The sequence below is a fragment of the Ruegeria sp. AF8 genome, assembly GCF_056541825.1.
The window spans coordinates 51,595-67,591 of the sequence record NZ_JBQFYW010000006.1 but is presented as its reverse complement, the minus strand read 5'-3'; the positions used below and the strand labels follow the sequence as shown (position 1 = coordinate 67,591).

The window sequence follows — 15,997 nt, the reverse complement described above, 5'->3', positions numbered from 1 at the left end:
TTCTTTGCCAACCGCCGGATTTACTTGATCCGCTGGCCATTGGCCGAAACATGGCCCTGTTCGTTGATCTCGATTTTCGATTTCAGCGTGTCCGGCGCATCGCCCGGAACCGCAAACAGACCCATCATCATCCGCGCGCCCATCGCATCTTCGTCGGAAACAATCCCCATGCCGATCAGCTTGTCGATCAGCGCATTGGCCCCGACCAGCTGCAGGTTGGCCTCGCCAGACGGGGCAGGCACTCCATTAAATGCGGCAAGGTTCGAATTGTCGAACTTGAAATCGCCGTTGCCGGTCAGTTTTGCGCCGATCAGCGAAACGATCAGCTCGTTTATCTTCAGTGAATGCAACTCGCCCGGGGCCGCATCGGTCGCGTCCAGCATTTCCGCCACGGCCGGGTCAAGGAAATTGACCTTAATCTTGGCGGTTCCGCTTGCGTCAAGCGCGATGGTCGCCGGATCGCGCGGCAGGGCGCCAGCAGGGTCGAACATGCCCCACAGGATGTCCGACATGGTGAAATCCGTCAGGTTCATTGCAAAGGCAAAGGGCTGTACCTCGTCCGATGCCTGTACCGGAATGTCGAACTTGATCCCGGCGCTTGCCATCGCCAGTTCGATGGGGAAGGGCAAGTCCGCGGTCGAGACGGCAATTTTGACGCCTTTTTGCGCGATATCGTAACCGATATGTGCGGCATCCATGGCAATTGCGAAATCACCCCCTTCGGATTGGCTGGACATCTCGAATTGCTCGCCATCGCCGGTACCCGCGACTTCGCCCGAACCCGATGCAAAGGTGAACTTGCCGTCAAAGTCGAAGCCGGACTCGACAAGGCTGTTGTAATTGGCAGGATCGAATTCCTTGGGAATCGTCCCGGTGCCCTCAAAACTCAGGCCGTTCATGGTGCCCTTGAACTTGCCTTGGTCTTCGGATTCAGGATCATCAAAGGCGACATTATAGGTCAGGCTGTCGGCCGTCATGCTCTGGTCGAGCTCGCGCATCTCGCCGATCCTCATATGCGATTTGCCTGCGACGTTGACCATGTCCATGGCTGCCACAATCGCCTCTGGCGGGAGCTTTGCACCATCGGCCTCGACCGAAGTCAGGGCCACCCCGACACTGGCGGCGGAGTAATCATAGGTCACATCCTCGGGCGATCCGGAAATCACCATGTTCAAGCCGTCATGGGTATAGGTCAACTCGGCCCGGAATTCTTCGCCTTCGGTGTTGCCGTCGATGACCATCGGAAACGAGGGCGGAAATCCGACGGTAACCGAGCCATCTTCGTTTTCGGTCAGCGTCATGGACGGGATCGACATCGAGAACCGGCCGTCTTCCTCGGGCAAATCCATCGACATCGTCATATTGTCAATGGTCATGACTGCGCCCGAACTGCTGGTTTCACCGGCCACCTGATAGCCCATGCCCCCCAGATAGGCCTGCCAATCGGCCCAGACGTCGTCGGCGGACAGTTCAGCCCAAGCACCATGAGTTGCGACGGCATAGGCAATCATGGCACCGCAGCTGCGGCGAAAAAAAGCAGTCATAAGGGAACCCTTCTTGATCAATTTCGCGCGCATCGTCGGGTTTGTCGGCGCGGGCGTCAAGGGGGCAAGGGCTGGACCCTTTCCCCCTTTGCACGCTACGACTTGCAGCAGACTCAGTTTAGAAAGGGAATCTGAATGGATATGCAGGGCAAAACCGTTCTGATCACCGGCGCAAGCCGCGGAATTGGAGCCGAGGCAGGGCGCGTTTTTGCCGCGGCGGGCGCCAACGTGGCGCTGGCCGCGCGGGGCGGAGCGCAAATCTCGGCGCTGGCGGCGGAGATCGGAGAACAGGCTATCGCCCTGCCCTGCGATGTCAGCGATTATGCTCAGGTTGAGGCGGCGGTGGCGGCCTGCGTGTCGCGCTTTGGCGGACTGGATGTGCTGATCGGGAACGCGGGGGTGATCGAGCCGATCTCTCATCTTTCGCGGGTGGACCCGGCTGCCTGGGGGCAAGTCATCGACATCAACCTCAAAGGGATATTCTATGGCATGCGCGCGGCCTTGCCGGTCATGCGTGCGAGCGGCGGCGGATCGATTCTTACGATCTCCTCCGGTGCGGCGCATAATGCGGTCGAGGCCTGGAGCCATTATTGCGCCTCAAAGGCGGGTGCTGCGATGCTGACCGAATGTCTGCATCTTGAAGAACGGCACAATGGCATCCGTGCGATGGGCCTGTCGCCCGGAACGGTCGCAACGCAGATGCAGCGCGAGATCAAGGCCAGTGGCATCAACCCGGTCAGCCAGCTGGATTGGGAGGCGCACATTCCCGCCGACTGGCCGGCGCGGGCGCTGTTGTGGATGTGTTCCGGGGATGCGGATGAATTTGCCGGCACCGAGATCTCACTGCGCAACGAGGACATTCGCAGACGGGCCGGGCTGGCATGATCGATCTGGTCAAGGAAGACGGTCTTTGGATTGTCACCATAAACCGTCCCGACAAGGCCAATTCGCTGACCGAAGCGATGCTTGGGGAACTGGCGGATATTGCCGAAGCGGCCGTGGCCGCCAAGGCCCTGATCCTGACCGGCAGGGGAAAAGTGTTCAGCGCCGGGGCCGATCTGGACGAGGCCCGCGCGGGTTTGGCCACTTCGGATGTATGGGAAAGGCTGTCGGGCGCCATCGCCGCGCTGCCGTGCCTGACAGTGGCCGCACTGAACGGCACATTGGCAGGAGGAGCCAACGGCATGGTGCTGGCCTGCGACCTGCGCATCGCCGTGCCTTCGGCCAGGTTCTTTTATCCGGTGATGAAGCTTGGGTTCCTGCCGCAACCCTCCGACCCCAGGCGGATGGCGGCCCTGATCGGCCCGGCACGCACCAAACTCGTTTTCATGGCCGGGCAGAAGATTTCGGCGGAAGAGGCCTTTGCCTTCGGCCTGGTTGACCGGGTGGTCGAGGCCGATACGCTGATGGATGTTGCCCGGGATCTGGTTGCGGATAGTCTGACCGCCAAACCGGACGTCGCCGCAGGCATTGCAGGAATGTGCGCATGAGGCTTGCCGCACTACGCCTGCGGGTGGCCGACCCGGCTGGGCTTGCCCGATTCTATTCGGATGTTCTGGGCATGACCGCCACGCCAGACGGTGAAAACTGGCGGGTTGGATATGAGGGGCGCGACGCCGATCTTCTGCTGATGCCCGGTGGCGGCGGCTATGCCCCTGATCGCGGTCAGAGGTATTGGAAGATCGGGATCACCCTGCCGGATATCGATCTGGCGGTCAGCCATTTGCGTAAATCGGGTGTGGATGTCAGCGATCCGCGTCAGTTTCTGGATATCGGGTACATGTGCCATCTGGCTGACCCCGAAGGCTTTGTCATCGAACTGCTTCAACATGATTTCCATGGCAACCGTCCCGATAACGCCGCCGACCCTGAAAATCCCTTTGCCATGGGACGGGTCGGGCAGATTACGTTGCGTACCGGCGATATTCAGGCCGAGGAATCCGTCTGCAGGACGCTTGGCATGCGACTTTTGTCGATGCAGGAAGTTGCGCCCCATGGCTTTGACCTGCATTTTCATGCCTTTACGGATGAAACACCGCCAAACCCCGATCTCTGGTCGGTCGAAAACCGCGAATGGCTTTGGAAACGCCCCTATACGACACTCGAATTCCAGCACCTTCCCCGGGCACGGTTCGCCCCGGTGCCCGACTATCTGGGCCTGGAAATCGAAGGGCTGGCCGCGGCAGTCAGAGATGCCTTTGGCGATCCGCTTCTGCCAGGCTGATGGGTTTCGCCAAAATTGGCACGTAGACATAGACAGGTCGTTCAGTTGAAACAGCGATTCAGCGTCGTCACCGTACAGATGGCAACATTCACTCCAGCCGAACACCTGCCTCTTGCATGCCGTCGTGGGCAGCGGCCAGTGAGCCGTCCAAATCGATCGCGCGGCAGGCTTCCAGTCTCACAGTGACGTCAAACCCCAGTTTTGCCGCGTCCACCGCCGAGTAATTGACACAAAAATCCGTGGCCAGCCCGACCAGCGTCAGGGCCGTGATCCCGCGCGTGCGCAGATACCCCTCCAGCCCGGTAGGGGTTGTATGGTCATTCTCAAAAAAGGCGGAATAGCTGTCGATGGACGAACGAAACCCCTTGCGCAGGATCAGGTCGGCATCGGTTCTAAGCCCGGGATGAAATTCAGCGCCCTGAGTGCCCTGGACGCAATGATCGGGCCAAAGAACCTGTGGCCCGTACGCCATTTCGGTCACGGTGAACGGGGCCAGGCCGGGATGCGAGCTGGCAAATGACGAATGCCCCGCCGGGTGCCAGTCCTGGGTCAGGACCACCGCGTCAAACCCGTTCATCATGGCGTTGATGGTGGCAACAACGTCGTCCCCCTGAGGCACCGCAAGTGCACCTCCGGGACAAAAATCGTTCTGAACGTCGATTACGAGCAGGGCATGGGTCATAGGCTGGCCTCCGGTTTGACATGTTCAGGGGTAAGCGGCGCTTGGCCGGGCGTCAACGAGCCGTGGCCGGGAATGCAGGAACCGGAATTGTGAATGTAACGGGTATGAAACGAAATGGGCGCAGCCACAGCGTTCATGCCCCCCATGTATCGCTGAGCCGGTAACCCCCGGGCCAGGGGTCGTCCGGGTCCAGCATGTGCTGGTGGGTGCCGGTGATCCAGGCCCGGCCCGAGATTTCCGGAATGATCGCAGACCGGTCCGCAAACTGCGTGACGCCAACGATCCGGCCGGTAAACCGAGAGCCGATGATCGAGATCGCCTCAAAACTCTGGCTCTGGCCGATTTGCCCCTTGGCGGCCATCAGCGCCAGGCGCGCAGAAACCGCTGTGCCGGTCGGGGACCGGTCGACTTTGCCGGGTTGGATCGCAACGGCGGATTTGCCGGTCAATCCATGGTCGGATTCCTTCAGGGGGCCGCAGAATGCACAAAACGAAATGTGATCCCAATCGGGGTTTTCAGGATGCGAGAACCCCAGTTGTTCATTCGCGGCGTTGGTGATTGTCACACCCAGCCGCGCGATATCTTTGGCCTCGGCCTCGGTAATCTCAAACCCCAGAGCGGCCGCGTCGACCACTACGAAACTGTCGCCGCCATAGGCCGTATCCACGATCACCGTTCCAAGCCCCGGCACCTCCAGCGGCACGCCGATTTTGTCGGCAAAGCTGGGAACGTTTTGCACATGAATGCGTTCGGCTTTGCCGTTTCGGCAATCGGCGCGCACGCGAACCAGCCCGCCCGGCGCTTCGAGTACCAGTTCAGTCACAGGTTCCTGCATAGGTAGGATGCCGCTGTCCAAAAGCACGGTCGACACGCAGATCGAGTTCGATCCTGACATCGGAGGCGTGTCTTCTGGTTCCATGATGATGAACGCGGCATCCGCATCGGGGTGCTTCGGCGGCACCAGCAGGTTTACGTGCCGGAAAACGCCGCCACGCGGTTCGTTCAGAACGAAATTCCGAAGCGTCTGGTCCTGCGCGATAAAGGATCGCTGCTGCCAAAGCGTATCACCCGGCGGTGGAGCAACCCCGCCAACGATAACATCGCCAACCTCGCCTTCGGCATGGGCGGAAATGACGTGAATTGTCTTGCGGCTGCGCATGCGAAATTCCTTCGGAAAGCTTGTCGTGACGCGGGTCTGCAGGATTGAAATTGCCCTGCACCCGGTAAGGGATGCAATTCAATTTTGCGGACGGCGTCACAAAAAAAGCCCCGACCGGGGTGGCGGGGCTTTGCAGAGCGATATGGGTCGCGATCAGTTCGCGCAGCGCTTTTCAGCGTCCTCGACCGCAGCGGTAAAGCCCAGCAGCGAGAAGGTATCTTTGGTCTGCGTTCCGCGTGAGGAACGGGCCGTCAGCACCGCCTCGGTGCCTCGTTTCATGGCGGTCACGACCTTCAGGTCTTCGGCGGCCGTGGCGGGCCAGGCCCATTCGCCATCTGTGATCAGTTCGAATTCGGTCCCGTCGATGGCAAGGTTCACGGTCGATCCCGGCGCGAACGGGTAACCACCGGTAAAGGTCACCTGCCCCTTAACGTCTTTTTCTGGCCGGAAGAATACGAACAGCAGGATATCGCTGCGCCGCACTGAAACGACGCGCCCGCCGCGGGTGTTGACAGTCTCTTTCGGGGCCGAAACGCTCCAGCATTCGGTCGGGTCGGATTCAACGAAAACGCTCCAGTCGGTCTTGGCTGCAACCCGGTTGGTGCTTTGCGCTTGCTGAGCGATTGCGGTGGTGGCCATTCCGGCCATGCACAGGCCCGCAACAATGCGGACGAGATTTGATCCCATTTGTCCAGCCTCCTAGCCCGACTTCTACCTCAAGTTGTTCGGGTGCGCATGCAGGTCTTTATGTCCTGTCTCGTATTGCGCCCCCCATCGTTTGCCGACATACACACACTAACGCAGGTTTCGCCACGGGCGAAAGGGCGATTGGCAGAATTTTGCGCAGGGAATGGGGGGACGTCGTGACGCATCCGGTACCGATGACAGAAGTATGGCGTGGTTCTTTGCTGGAAAGCCTGCATCTGGGGCATGCGGTGATTTGCGACGATACCGGCCAGATCGTGCAAAGCTGGGGCGATCCCGAAGCCGTGATCTATCCGCGGTCATCCGCCAAGATGATTCAGGCTTTGCCTCTGGTGACATCGGGCGCGGCGGCGAAGTATGGGCTGGGGGCCGAGCATCTGGCGCTGGCCTGCGCGTCGCATACAGGGGCCGCAATCCACACCGACAGGGTGACGGCCTGGCTGGACCATCTGGGCCTTGGCGAAACCGATCTGCGCTGCGGCCCGCAGGAGCCGTCGGACATGGCGGCACGTGACGGGCTGATCCTGGCCGATGACACGCCCTGCCAGCTTCACAACAACTGTTCGGGCAAGCATTCGGGCTTTCTGACCCTGGCGCAGCACATGGGCGCGGGGCCGGAATATGTCGAGATCGATCATCCGGTGCAGCAAGCCTGTCTGGCCGCGTTCGAGGAGGTCACGGGTGAGACCAGCCCCGGCTATGGGATCGACGGCTGTTCCGCGCCCAACTTTCAGACCACGCTGTCGGGATTTGCGCGTTCGATGGCGTGGTTCGCGTCGGCGGAGGACCGGTCAGACCGGCAAAGCGAGGCCGCCCGGCAATTGGTCGATGCAATGATCGAATATCCCGAACTGGTCGCCGGTGAGGGTAGGGCCTGTACCGAACTCATGCGCGCGATGGACGGGCGCGTGGCGATCAAGACCGGGGCCGAAGCGGTCTATATCGCGATCATTCCCGAAAAACGGATGGGGGTGGCGGTGAAAATCGCGGATGGGGCAACGCGGGCCAGTGAATGCGCGATAGCGGCCATTCTGGTTAGCCTGGGCGTTCTGGACGCCGGTCATCCGATCACCCGGAAATACATGAACGCCCCACAATTCAGCCGACGCGGTATCGAATGCGGAATGATTAAACCGGCCGACGGATTCATCTGACGGCCGGTCTGTCACAGCGTTACATCTCGATGATCTCGGCCACCTCGACCGAGCCATTTCCCGTCACCACCATTGGGCACCCCTTGGCCATATCCGTTGCCGCGCCGATGTCGGCTGCCTTGACGACAGAATAGCCCGAAATCGGATTGGCCCCGCCATCATCCGCGACGCCGCCGGAGCTGACCGTCTTGGACATGCCGACCGGCGCGCCGGGGATGACGACCGCCTCTCCCATGCCCTCGAACCAGGCTTTCCAGGCGGCCATGACCTTTTCGCCTTCCTCGGGTGTGTCCGGGGTTTTGCCTCCATGATATGCAAAAATGAATTCCGGCATTGTCTTACCTCCCTTTTTTGAGAATCAGTTCAGTTTAGCGGCGAGTTTGCGCAGGCTGGACGTCCAGCCTTCCTCGTGACGTGCACTGAGTTCGTCATCGCCGAGTTCGCGATGATCCACCACCAGCCGCGACCCCGTTTCGGTTGGTTCGACCGTCAGCGTCACGTGGCTTTCATCGCCCCTTTCGTCGTTTTCGTCGTGCCATCCCCAGGTAAAGCCGACCGATGCCGGCGGGTTCACATGGGTCACATGACCCGAAACCTTGAACTCCTGACCATCGCCGTTGACCATCACCGAATACCAGGGGCCGGTGCGGCTGAAGTCAAGGTTGTGCCTAGGAACGTGCAATCCCTCTGGCCCCCACCATTGCACAAGCTTGTCGCCATCGCTGATCCACGCGAACAGGATCTCAGGGCTGACGGGAAACTCCCGCTCCAGTCTCAGGTCGGCCATGTGTTTTCCTTTTCAAGAAGGTCGCCCAGCCGGTCGAGGCTCGACTCCCAGAACTGTCTTTTTGAAATGGTCCATTCGGCAATCGCGCGCAGTCCTTCAGGGCGGACGGAGTAAAGCCGCCGGGTTCCGCTGACGCGCTGGTTGATCAATCCGGCCTCGCGCAGAACCTTCAGGTGGCGCGAAACCGCGGCGCCCGACATGCCTTTGCCTTCGATCAGGTCGCCGGCGGGTTGTTCGCCCAGCTCCATCAATTGTTCAATGATCGAGAACCGTGTCGGGTCGGACAGGGCCGAAAATGTGGAAAGCAGATTCGTCATCCCTGTATTTTACAAAAAAGTTAAATAATGGGAAGAAGGAATCCGTTCCTTCGCCAGATCGTTTCCGGCGGCCTTTCAGGTGCCTGTCAATCTGTCAAAAACTCGTCGGCTGAATAGCCCTGGAGATACAACAACGCGGTCAGGTCGCCATGATTGATCCGAACCTCGCATTGTGCCGCGACCGAAGGCTTTGCATGCAATGCGACCCCCGTCCCGGCCAAGCCAAGCATCCCCAGGTCATTGGCGCCGTCGCCAACAGCAATCACCTCGGATTCGGCAATTTCAAGGCGTGCGGAGATCTCCGTGAGAGCCCGAACCTTGGCGTCACGCCCAAGGATCGGATGTTGCACATCCCCGGTGAGCCGACCGGCCTCGACCAGCAAAGTGTTGGCCCGGTTCTCGTCAAAGCCCAATATTTCGGCCACATGCGCGGTGAATGCGGTGAACCCGCCCGAGACCAGTGCCGCATAAGATCCATGCGCACGCATCGTCGCAACCAGTTCCCGACCGCCGGGCATGAACGTGATCCGTTCGTTCAGAACCTTGGAAATCACCGCCGCGTCCAGACCTTTCAAAAGGCCGACCCGCTCGGTCAGGGCTTCCTCGAAATCAAGCTCGCCATTCATGGCGCGCGCGGTGATGTCCTTGACGTGATCGCCGACGCCTGCCTCATCCGCCAGTTCGTCGATACACTCCTGCTGGATCATGGTGCTGTCCATATCGGCAAGCAGCATCTTCTTGCGGCGCCCTTCGGCTTGCTGGATCACCAGATCAACGCCGAGGCCTTGCAATTCACTCCAGACTTCCCACTGATTTCCGGGCACCTGCGCCAGAGAGAATTCTACCGCGAGGTCCGGGTTCAGCCAGACTGTCTCGCCGCCGCCCCATGCGTTGCGCAATGTTTCGACCAGCGCCGCCTCCAGCATCGGGCTGGCGGGATTGGTCAGCAGAGTGGCGATGTGCATTCGGAATCTCCTGTCTTGGTACCGGCGCATAGCGCAGGCGCAGAAATTCCGCCAGAGATCAGTTGCTGCACCCGGATTCCAAGAAAACCTGCAGGGTTTCTCTCAATGGGACAAATTCTGAGCTGCATAAGGACTTGAAATATATGAATTTTCCAAATACTCCTACCACACCTGGGCCCCGTGGAACACTTTCACCAGGTTTTTCCGACATGGAGCCCAGGTTTCCGATCATAGTCAGTTGCGTCGGAAATGAACTCCAATGCGACGAATTTGGTTGAAATTCCGCTTGCCTGCCGCGACGCAGCGCAATAGCTCTGGCGGCGGGACACCCCTCCCCAACGAGGGGCGTGTATCTGGAAGGGTAATACACATGACTATCGAACAACCGGCAACGCGGCCGGCTAATCCGCGTTTTTCCTCTGGCCCCTGCGCCAAACCCCCTACATTTGAACTGAGCAAGCTGGCCGATGCCGCCTTGGGCCGGTCGCACCGTGCCGCCGTCGGCAAAGACAAGCTGAAGGCAGCGATCGAAGGCACTCGCGAAATTTTGGGAATTCCGGAAGGCTATCGCATCGGCATCGTTCCCGCATCCGACACCGGCGCGGTTGAGATGGCACTGTGGTCGTTGCTGGGTGAGCGCAAGGTCGAGATGCTGGCCTGGGAAAGCTTTGGGTCCGGCTGGGTCACGGATGTGGTCAAGCAACTCAAGATCGACGCCGAGGTCAAGACGGCTGACTACGGTCAGATTGTTGATCTGGCTTCGATCGACTTCGCCAATGATGTTGTGTTCACATGGAACGGAACGACCTCGGGTGTGCGGGTTCCGAATGGCGACTGGATTGCCGATGATCGTCAGGGTCTAACGATCTGCGACGCAACCTCAGCGGCCTTTGCGATGGACCTGCCATGGGACAAGCTGGATGTCACTACTTTCAGCTGGCAGAAAGTTCTGGGCGGTGAAGCGGCGCATGGGATGCTGATCCTGAGCCCCCGCGCGGTCGAGCGGCTGGAAAGCTATACCCCCGCATGGCCCCTGCCCAAGATTTTCCGCCTGACCAAAGGCGGCAAGCTGATCGAAGGTATTTTCACGGGCGCCACGATCAACACGCCATCGATGCTGGCGGTCGAGGACTATCTGTTCGCGCTGGACTGGGCGCGATCGGTTGGCGGCTTGCAGGGGCTGATCGCCCGTGCGGATGCCAATGCCGGTGCGGTACACGCGTTCTGCGACCGCAACGACTGGATCGCAAATCTGGCGGAGGATGCAGCGACGCAGTCGAATACATCAGTTTGTCTGAAGTTCACCGATGCACGAATTCAGGACGGTGCCGCCTTTGCCAAGGCAGTTGCCAAACGGTTGGAAGCCGAGAATATCGCGCTGGATATCGGCGCCTATCGTGACGCGCCCGCAGGTCTGCGCATCTGGTGCGGTGGCACGGTCGAGACCTCGGATATCGAAGCGATGCTGCCGTGGCTGGCCTGGGCCTTCGAGGCCGAAATTGCCGCGCAAACGGAAGCCGCCTGAGCGAAGAATTTTCGACGAAAATTCCGGGCCCCGCATGTGGCCCGGACATCTCTCATTTATCAAGGACCAGAGAAATGGCTCCCAAAGTACTCGTATCTGACAAGCTCAGCGAAACTGCCGTGCAGATTTTCCGCGATCGTGGGATCGACGTGGATTTCATGCCGGATCTGGGCAAGGACAAGGACAAGCTGGCCGAAGTGATTGGCCAGTATGACGGCCTCGCCATCCGCTCGGCCACCAAGGTCACGCCCACCATTCTGGAAAAAGCCGACAAGCTGAAGGTGATCGGCCGGGCCGGGATCGGCACCGACAATGTCGACAAGGAAGCCGCCAGCAAGAAAGGTGTGATCGTGATGAACACGCCGTTCGGTAACATGATCACCACCGCCGAACATGCCATCGCCATGATGTTCGCCGTTGCGCGGCAGATCCCCGAGGCCAGCGCCTCGACCCATGCGGGCAAGTGGGAAAAGTCCAAGTTCATGGGGATCGAACTGACCAACAAGACACTTGGCGTGATCGGCGCGGGCAACATCGGTGGCATCGTTTGCGAACGCGCGCTGGGCCTGAAAATGAAGGTCATCGCCTATGATCCCTATCTGGGCGAAGAGAAAGCTGCCAAGATGGGCGTTGAAAAGGTCGAACTGGATGAACTGCTGGCGCGGGCCGATTTCATTACGCTACACGTGCCGCTGACAGATCAGACCCGCAACATCCTGAGCCGCGAGAACCTGGCCAAGACCAAGAAGGGTGTGCGTATCGTCAACTGCGCCCGAGGTGGACTGGTGGATGAAGATGCGCTGGCCGAGGCGCTGCAAACCGGTCAGGTTGCAGGTGCTGCGTTTGACGTGTTCAGTGAGGAACCGGCCAGGGAAAACGCCCTGTTCAACCTGCCCAACGTGGTCTGCACCCCGCATCTGGGTGCCGCTACCACCGAGGCGCAAGAAAATGTGGCGCTGCAGGTGGCCGAGCAGATCTCGAACTATCTGCTGACCGGGGCTGTCGAAAATGCGCTGAACATGCCGTCGGTGACTGCCGAAGAGGCACGGGTGATGGGGCCGTGGATCAAGCTGGCAGGGCATCTGGGCAGCTTTGTCGGTCAGATGACGGATGAGCCGATCAAGGCCATCAACATCCTCTATGACGGGGTTGCCTCGGAAATGAACCTTGCCGCGCTCAATTGCGCTCTGGTTGCGGGGATCATGAAAAAGCTGAACCCCGAGGTGAACATGGTCTCGGCACCGGTCATCGCAAAGGAGCGTGGAATTCAGATATCGACGACCAACCAGGACAAGTCCGGAGCGTTCGACGGCTATATCAAGGTGACTGTGGTTTCCGACAAGCGCGAGCGTTCGATCGCGGGCACGGTCTTTTCCGACGGCAAGCCCCGATTCATCCAGATCAAGGGCATCAATATCGATGCCGAGGTGGGTGCGCATATGCTTTATACCACCAACGAGGACGTTCCCGGCATCATCGGCACGCTGGGAGGGACCATGGGCGAACACGGTGTCAATATTGCCAACTTTACCCTCGGACGCGCCGCAGCCGGTGGGGAGGCCATCGCGTTGCTTTATGTGGACGAACCCGTTCCGGCCCAAGCGCGCGCTAAGCTGGCCGAAACAGGGTTGTTCACCCAGATCAAACCTTTGGAATTCGATGTAACCTGAATGCCCAATCACATCGTTTTGCATCCCTGAACCGGGGTGCAAAACGGCTGATATGTTTTGTACCTTTGCGTTTCGGGCGGGACAGCACGGTTTCGAGGTCTTGAAAACTTGCACGGTTCAATCGCATCACCTGTCGTGATGATCGCTTTCAATGCGGGAACATCCTCGGGAAACGCTTGGTGTCGTTTTTTTCAATTGGCTTCACTTAACCGCGGCGGTCGTTCCTTGATGGATTGTCCTAGACGTCGCAGTTGAGCTGGTGCAGAACCGGAAACGACACCTGTTAGGGAGATCCGGATGCCTCCACCGGTTTATGCGATTGGCGACATTCATGGTCAGCGCGCACTGCTGGAAACCGCGCTTTCGCGGATCGAAGCGGATGGCGGACCAGATGCACGTGTCGTGTTCCTTGGTGATTACACAGATCGGGGTCCGGACAGCCGGGGTGTGCTGGACCTGCTGATCGAAGGCAAACGGGCAGGCCGGGACTGGATCACTTTGCGGGGCAATCATGACAGAATGTTTGCGCTCTTCATGCAGGAAAATCCTGCCAATGATGAACGCCTGCGTGCTGGATTTCACTGGTTGGACGAACGGTTGGGAGGGGCAGAGACACTGGCATCGTATGGCATGCGCATCGGTGATCGCGATCGGATTGATCAGATACACGAGCAAGCGCGCGCCGCGGTGCCGCATGAGCATGTGCAGTTTCTTGAAGAGTTGGCGAACTACCACCAGGAAGGCGAGTTGTTGTTCGCGCATGCCGGTATTCGGCCCGGTGTTCCTCTGGAACAGCAATCCGAGGATGATCTGATCTGGATACGCCACGAGTTTCTGGACGACCTTCGCGCTCATCCCTGGCTGGTCGTGCATGGGCATACTCCGGCCAGCTGCGCAGAAAACAAGGGCAACCGGATCAATCTGGACGCTGGCGCCGGGTATGGGCGGCCGCTGGCCTCTGCCGTATTCGAGGGGCGGAATTGCTGGCTGTTGACGAAAAACGGGCGGGAAATTCTGAAAGAAATTCCTTTCCGCAGGTGATGCGGCCAGTCAGGTTTCAGCGACCGCGTCTTTGTGGATTTCCAGCAGGGCGTCCTTCAGGAGCCCACCCATCGTGTCGATGTTTCGAGAATTGGCAACAACATTCGGCGGCGCGGGTCAAATCTGAGTGGTCATCCGGTATCCGGCGGCAAAATAGAACTTGGCAAATGTAACCGGACAACCTTGCAGCCAGGTGATCCGCTCGGCAGTGAAAACCGGTTCGCCTTCAGGCACATCCATAAAACCCGCGAGCGTTGCATCGGCACGGCTGGCCAGAAAGGTCAGTTCGACATTGGTAAACGGCACGGTCTGCACCAGCCAGTCATTCGGTCCAATATCGGCGAAATCTACATTTGCTACGTCGGGAACGCTGTCCACCACGATCCAGCGATCTTCGTACTGAAATGGCATGTTGTTTGAATAGTGCATGCACCTTACATGTTTCACCTCTTGCCCGGGCCGAAGTTGCAGCCTGGCGCCCAACCATTCCGGCGCGGTCTGCACCTCGGCCGAAACCAGGGCATAGCGGTATGTTGCGCCCGTTGCCTCGATTTCGTCCCGGACCAACGGGATGGTGAAGCGGGCCTGCCGCTGCGGTGCGCTGAGCACCCGGGTTCCAGCCTTGCGGCGCCGTTCCAGAAAACCCTCATCGGCCAGTTCCCGCAGGGCCCGGTTGACCGTCGTCCGGGTGCAGGAAAACTCGACGGCCAGATCCTGTTCATTGGGCAACAGGGAATCCGGCCGCCACTCGCCCGACCGGATGCGCTCAAGAACGGTGCGTTTGATATCGCGATAACTTGTGGTTTCCGGGCTCTGCTTCATTTGACGAGGTCCATCCGTGTTTTAGGATCGTTTAGACATCACGCAACAGGCCGGCAATGGCCGTGCGATAGCGCAATATGATCGCGTCCCTTTCTGTATGCCGTCCGTTGCGGACCATATGGCGGCCTGCCGACCAAAGATCGGTCACCACCGCATCAGGTGCCACAAAGCACAGCCCGTCCAGCAATTGTCGATCCTTCAACGCACACAGAGAAAGGTGAGTGCGATCGATGGCCACCAGATCGGCGATCTTTCCGACGGAAATCTCGCCCGCGTCGCGGCCCAGGGCTTGTGCGCCGCCCAGTGCGGCCCGTGTATACAGGGTGTGGCCGACAGACCCTTCTTCGGGCACAAGGACAGTTCGGGCCATATCGCGCAGGCGTTGGGAATACTCCAGCGTACGCAGTTCCTCGGACAGCGATATTCGAACGTTAGAGTCCGATCCAATTCCAAACGCGCCTTGGTTCCTGACATAGACCGCACCGTTGAAGATGCCGTCGCCGAGATTGGCTTCGGTAATCGGGCACAATCCGGCGACCGCGCCGGACCGGGCCAGGCCGATTGTTTCCGCGTCGGTCATGTGGGTCGCATGGATCAGACACCAGCGGCGATTCACGTCGGCATTGCCCAACAGCCATTCGACCGGGCGCGTGCCAAGTTTCGCCTCTACCTCGGCGACTTCCCGGAGTTGTTCCGAAATATGAATGTGGACCGGACCACCGGTCACCTGCGCCAGAACCTCGGACAAATCGGCCGGCGAAGTTGCCCGCAGGGAATGCGGTGCGATGCCGACACGGGTGTCAGCGGGCATCCCGCCAATGGCCCTGCATTCGCCGACCAGCCTCAGGAAGCGGTCCACGTCATTGCCGAACCGCATCTGGCCGCCGGCGAGGTCTTCCTGATTGACGCCGCCATAGGTATACAGAACAGGCAGATGCGTCAGGCCGATGCCGGTTTGGGCGGCGGCGGCAAAAATGCGCTGGCTCAACTCTGACAGCCGGTCATAGGTCTGTCCGCCCGGCTGGTGATGGACATAGTGGAACTCACCGACCGAGGCATAGCCCGCCTCCTGCATTTCCATGAAAACAAGCGCGGCGATGGCTTCGACCTGCTCGGGCGTCAGCCGGTCCAGAAAGAGGTACATCAGGGTGCGCCAGGTCCAGAAGCTTTCCTTACCGACCGCACGAACCTCGGTCATCCCCGCCATGGCGCGCTGAAAGGCGTGGCTGTGCAGGTTGGCAAGTGATGGCAGCAGGGTATCAACACGCAGATCATCCGATGCCGGAGCGACATCCTTTTCGATGGCGGAAATTTCGCCATCTGCAACCGTAACCCTCAGATCACTCACCCAATCAGAGCCCAACAGGCCGGTTTTCGCATGAATTTTCATCTGGCGCTCTTT

At 59.6% G+C, this 15,997-nt stretch carries 17 protein-coding genes; 7 read left to right on the top strand and 10 right to left on the bottom strand.

All coding sequences use genetic code 11. The features are described 5' to 3' along the window. Window positions 1–20: 20 nt before the first annotated feature. A complete protein-coding gene (locus ACR0AO_RS12205) occupies window positions 21–1,544 on the bottom strand; it encodes a DUF2125 domain-containing protein (RefSeq protein WP_480603868.1) in 1,524 nt (507 codons plus the stop codon). Window positions 1,545–1,679: 135 nt separating this feature from the next. Here ACR0AO_RS12205 and ACR0AO_RS12200 point away from each other — a divergent pair, with 135 nt between their 5' ends. The 3 genes from ACR0AO_RS12200 to ACR0AO_RS12190 are packed head-to-tail and all read left to right on the top strand — an operon-like array spanning window position 1,680 to window position 3,768. After that, on the top strand, window positions 1,680–2,429 hold the full coding sequence (locus tag ACR0AO_RS12200; RefSeq protein WP_480603866.1) for an SDR family oxidoreductase: 750 nt from the start codon (window positions 1,680–1,682) through the stop codon (window positions 2,427–2,429). Beyond that, window positions 2,426–3,034, top strand: coding sequence for an enoyl-CoA hydratase/isomerase family protein (locus ACR0AO_RS12195; RefSeq protein WP_480603863.1), 609 nt, complete (start codon window positions 2,426–2,428; stop codon window positions 3,032–3,034). The genes ACR0AO_RS12200 and ACR0AO_RS12195 overlap by 4 nt, the downstream gene beginning before the upstream one ends. Next, window positions 3,031–3,768 carry a VOC family protein gene (locus ACR0AO_RS12190; protein ID WP_480603861.1) on the top strand — a complete coding sequence of 246 codons (738 nt, stop codon included), beginning with the start codon at window positions 3,031–3,033 and terminating at the stop codon, window positions 3,766–3,768. Before ACR0AO_RS12195 ends, ACR0AO_RS12190 begins: the two co-directional genes overlap by 4 nt. An 88-nt stretch (window positions 3,769–3,856) precedes the next feature. Here the strand turns inward: ACR0AO_RS12190 and pncA are convergent, their stop codons facing one another. The 3 genes from pncA to ACR0AO_RS12175 form a co-directional block, all read right to left on the bottom strand. Continuing rightward, window positions 3,857–4,450: a bifunctional nicotinamidase/pyrazinamidase gene (gene pncA / locus ACR0AO_RS12185; RefSeq protein WP_480603858.1), complete on the bottom strand. Its 594-nt coding sequence runs from the start codon at window positions 4,448–4,450 to the stop codon at window positions 3,857–3,859. Window positions 4,451–4,583: 133 nt separating this feature from the next. Next, window positions 4,584–5,609: a trans-3-hydroxy-L-proline dehydratase gene (locus ACR0AO_RS12180; protein ID WP_480603856.1), complete on the bottom strand. Its 1,026-nt coding sequence runs from the start codon at window positions 5,607–5,609 to the stop codon at window positions 4,584–4,586. A gap of 153 nt (window positions 5,610–5,762) precedes the next feature. Further along, on the bottom strand, window positions 5,763–6,296 hold the full coding sequence (locus ACR0AO_RS12175) for an invasion associated locus B family protein (RefSeq protein ID WP_480603853.1): 534 nt from the start codon (window positions 6,294–6,296) through the stop codon (window positions 5,763–5,765). A gap of 176 nt (window positions 6,297–6,472) precedes the next feature. On the opposite strand from ACR0AO_RS12175, the gene ACR0AO_RS12170 reads away from it, so the two are divergent. Next, window positions 6,473–7,468, top strand: a complete 996-nt coding sequence (locus tag ACR0AO_RS12170) for an asparaginase (RefSeq protein WP_480603849.1) — start codon at window positions 6,473–6,475, stop codon at window positions 7,466–7,468. 19 nt (window positions 7,469–7,487) lie between these two features. Here the strand turns inward: ACR0AO_RS12170 and ACR0AO_RS12165 are convergent, their stop codons facing one another. The 4 genes from ACR0AO_RS12165 to serB all read right to left on the bottom strand — a co-directional run bounded on the left by ACR0AO_RS12165 (window position 7,488) and on the right by serB (window position 9,537). Beyond that, window positions 7,488–7,802, bottom strand: coding sequence for a YciI family protein (locus ACR0AO_RS12165; RefSeq protein ID WP_480603846.1), 315 nt, complete (start codon window positions 7,800–7,802; stop codon window positions 7,488–7,490). 24 nt (window positions 7,803–7,826) lie between these two features. Further along, window positions 7,827–8,255 carry an SRPBCC family protein gene (locus ACR0AO_RS12160; protein WP_480603842.1) on the bottom strand — a complete coding sequence of 143 codons (429 nt, stop codon included), beginning with the start codon at window positions 8,253–8,255 and terminating at the stop codon, window positions 7,827–7,829. Next, the gene (locus ACR0AO_RS12155; RefSeq protein WP_480603838.1) at window positions 8,243–8,572 is read right to left on the bottom strand and encodes an ArsR/SmtB family transcription factor; all 330 of its coding nucleotides are present in this window, start codon (window positions 8,570–8,572) and stop codon (window positions 8,243–8,245) included. Before ACR0AO_RS12155 ends, ACR0AO_RS12160 begins: the two co-directional genes overlap by 13 nt. Window positions 8,573–8,658: 86 nt before the next feature. Further along, entirely contained in the window at window positions 8,659–9,537 is an 879-nt protein-coding gene (serB, locus tag ACR0AO_RS12150; RefSeq protein ID WP_480603835.1) for a phosphoserine phosphatase SerB, read from the bottom strand. Window positions 9,538–9,907: 370 nt separating this feature from the next. Here serB and ACR0AO_RS12145 point away from each other — a divergent pair, with 370 nt between their 5' ends. The 3 genes from ACR0AO_RS12145 to ACR0AO_RS12135 all read left to right on the top strand — a co-directional run bounded on the left by ACR0AO_RS12145 (window position 9,908) and on the right by ACR0AO_RS12135 (window position 13,773). Beyond that, complete coding sequence (locus tag ACR0AO_RS12145) at window positions 9,908–11,062, top strand: phosphoserine transaminase (protein ID WP_480603833.1); 1,155 nt, start codon at window positions 9,908–9,910, stop codon at window positions 11,060–11,062. 74 nt (window positions 11,063–11,136) lie between these two features. Further along, on the top strand, window positions 11,137–12,732 hold the full coding sequence (gene serA, locus ACR0AO_RS12140) for a phosphoglycerate dehydrogenase (RefSeq protein ID WP_480603830.1): 1,596 nt from the start codon (window positions 11,137–11,139) through the stop codon (window positions 12,730–12,732). 297 nt (window positions 12,733–13,029) lie between these two features. After that, window positions 13,030–13,773, top strand: coding sequence for a metallophosphoesterase family protein (locus tag ACR0AO_RS12135; RefSeq protein ID WP_480603827.1), 744 nt, complete (start codon window positions 13,030–13,032; stop codon window positions 13,771–13,773). 117 nt (window positions 13,774–13,890) lie between these two features. Here the strand turns inward: ACR0AO_RS12135 and ACR0AO_RS12130 are convergent, their stop codons facing one another. Both ACR0AO_RS12130 and ACR0AO_RS12125 read right to left on the bottom strand, forming a co-directional pair. Continuing rightward, entirely contained in the window at window positions 13,891–14,595 is a 705-nt protein-coding gene (locus ACR0AO_RS12130; protein ID WP_480603823.1) for a GntR family transcriptional regulator, read from the bottom strand. 31 nt (window positions 14,596–14,626) lie between these two features. Beyond that, the gene (locus tag ACR0AO_RS12125; protein WP_480603822.1) at window positions 14,627–15,985 is read right to left on the bottom strand and encodes a formimidoylglutamate deiminase; all 1,359 of its coding nucleotides are present in this window, start codon (window positions 15,983–15,985) and stop codon (window positions 14,627–14,629) included. Window positions 15,986–15,997 lie beyond the last annotated feature (12 nt).

Coding starts and splice junctions, on each gene's coding strand:
- ACR0AO_RS12205 (WP_480603868.1), bottom strand. CDS start 1,544: ATGACTGCTTTTTTTCGCCGCAGCTGCGGTGCCATGATTGCCTATGCC.
- ACR0AO_RS12200 (WP_480603866.1), top strand. CDS start 1,680: ATGGATATGCAGGGCAAAACCGTTCTGATCACCGGCGCAAGCCGCGGA.
- ACR0AO_RS12195 (WP_480603863.1), top strand. CDS start 2,426: ATGATCGATCTGGTCAAGGAAGACGGTCTTTGGATTGTCACCATAAAC.
- ACR0AO_RS12190 (WP_480603861.1), top strand. CDS start 3,031: ATGAGGCTTGCCGCACTACGCCTGCGGGTGGCCGACCCGGCTGGGCTT.
- pncA (WP_480603858.1), bottom strand. CDS start 4,450: ATGACCCATGCCCTGCTCGTAATCGACGTTCAGAACGATTTTTGTCCC.
- ACR0AO_RS12180 (WP_480603856.1), bottom strand. CDS start 5,609: ATGCGCAGCCGCAAGACAATTCACGTCATTTCCGCCCATGCCGAAGGC.
- ACR0AO_RS12175 (WP_480603853.1), bottom strand. CDS start 6,296: ATGGGATCAAATCTCGTCCGCATTGTTGCGGGCCTGTGCATGGCCGGA.
- ACR0AO_RS12165 (WP_480603846.1), bottom strand. CDS start 7,802: ATGCCGGAATTCATTTTTGCATATCATGGAGGCAAAACCCCGGACACA.
- ACR0AO_RS12160 (WP_480603842.1), bottom strand. CDS start 8,255: ATGGCCGACCTGAGACTGGAGCGGGAGTTTCCCGTCAGCCCTGAGATC.
- ACR0AO_RS12155 (WP_480603838.1), bottom strand. CDS start 8,572: ATGACGAATCTGCTTTCCACATTTTCGGCCCTGTCCGACCCGACACGG.
- serB (WP_480603835.1), bottom strand. CDS start 9,537: ATGCACATCGCCACTCTGCTGACCAATCCCGCCAGCCCGATGCTGGAG.
- ACR0AO_RS12145 (WP_480603833.1), top strand. CDS start 9,908: ATGACTATCGAACAACCGGCAACGCGGCCGGCTAATCCGCGTTTTTCC.
- serA (WP_480603830.1), top strand. CDS start 11,137: ATGGCTCCCAAAGTACTCGTATCTGACAAGCTCAGCGAAACTGCCGTG.
- ACR0AO_RS12135 (WP_480603827.1), top strand. CDS start 13,030: ATGCCTCCACCGGTTTATGCGATTGGCGACATTCATGGTCAGCGCGCA.
- ACR0AO_RS12130 (WP_480603823.1), bottom strand. CDS start 14,595: ATGAAGCAGAGCCCGGAAACCACAAGTTATCGCGATATCAAACGCACC.
- ACR0AO_RS12125 (WP_480603822.1), bottom strand. CDS start 15,985: ATGAAAATTCATGCGAAAACCGGCCTGTTGGGCTCTGATTGGGTGAGT.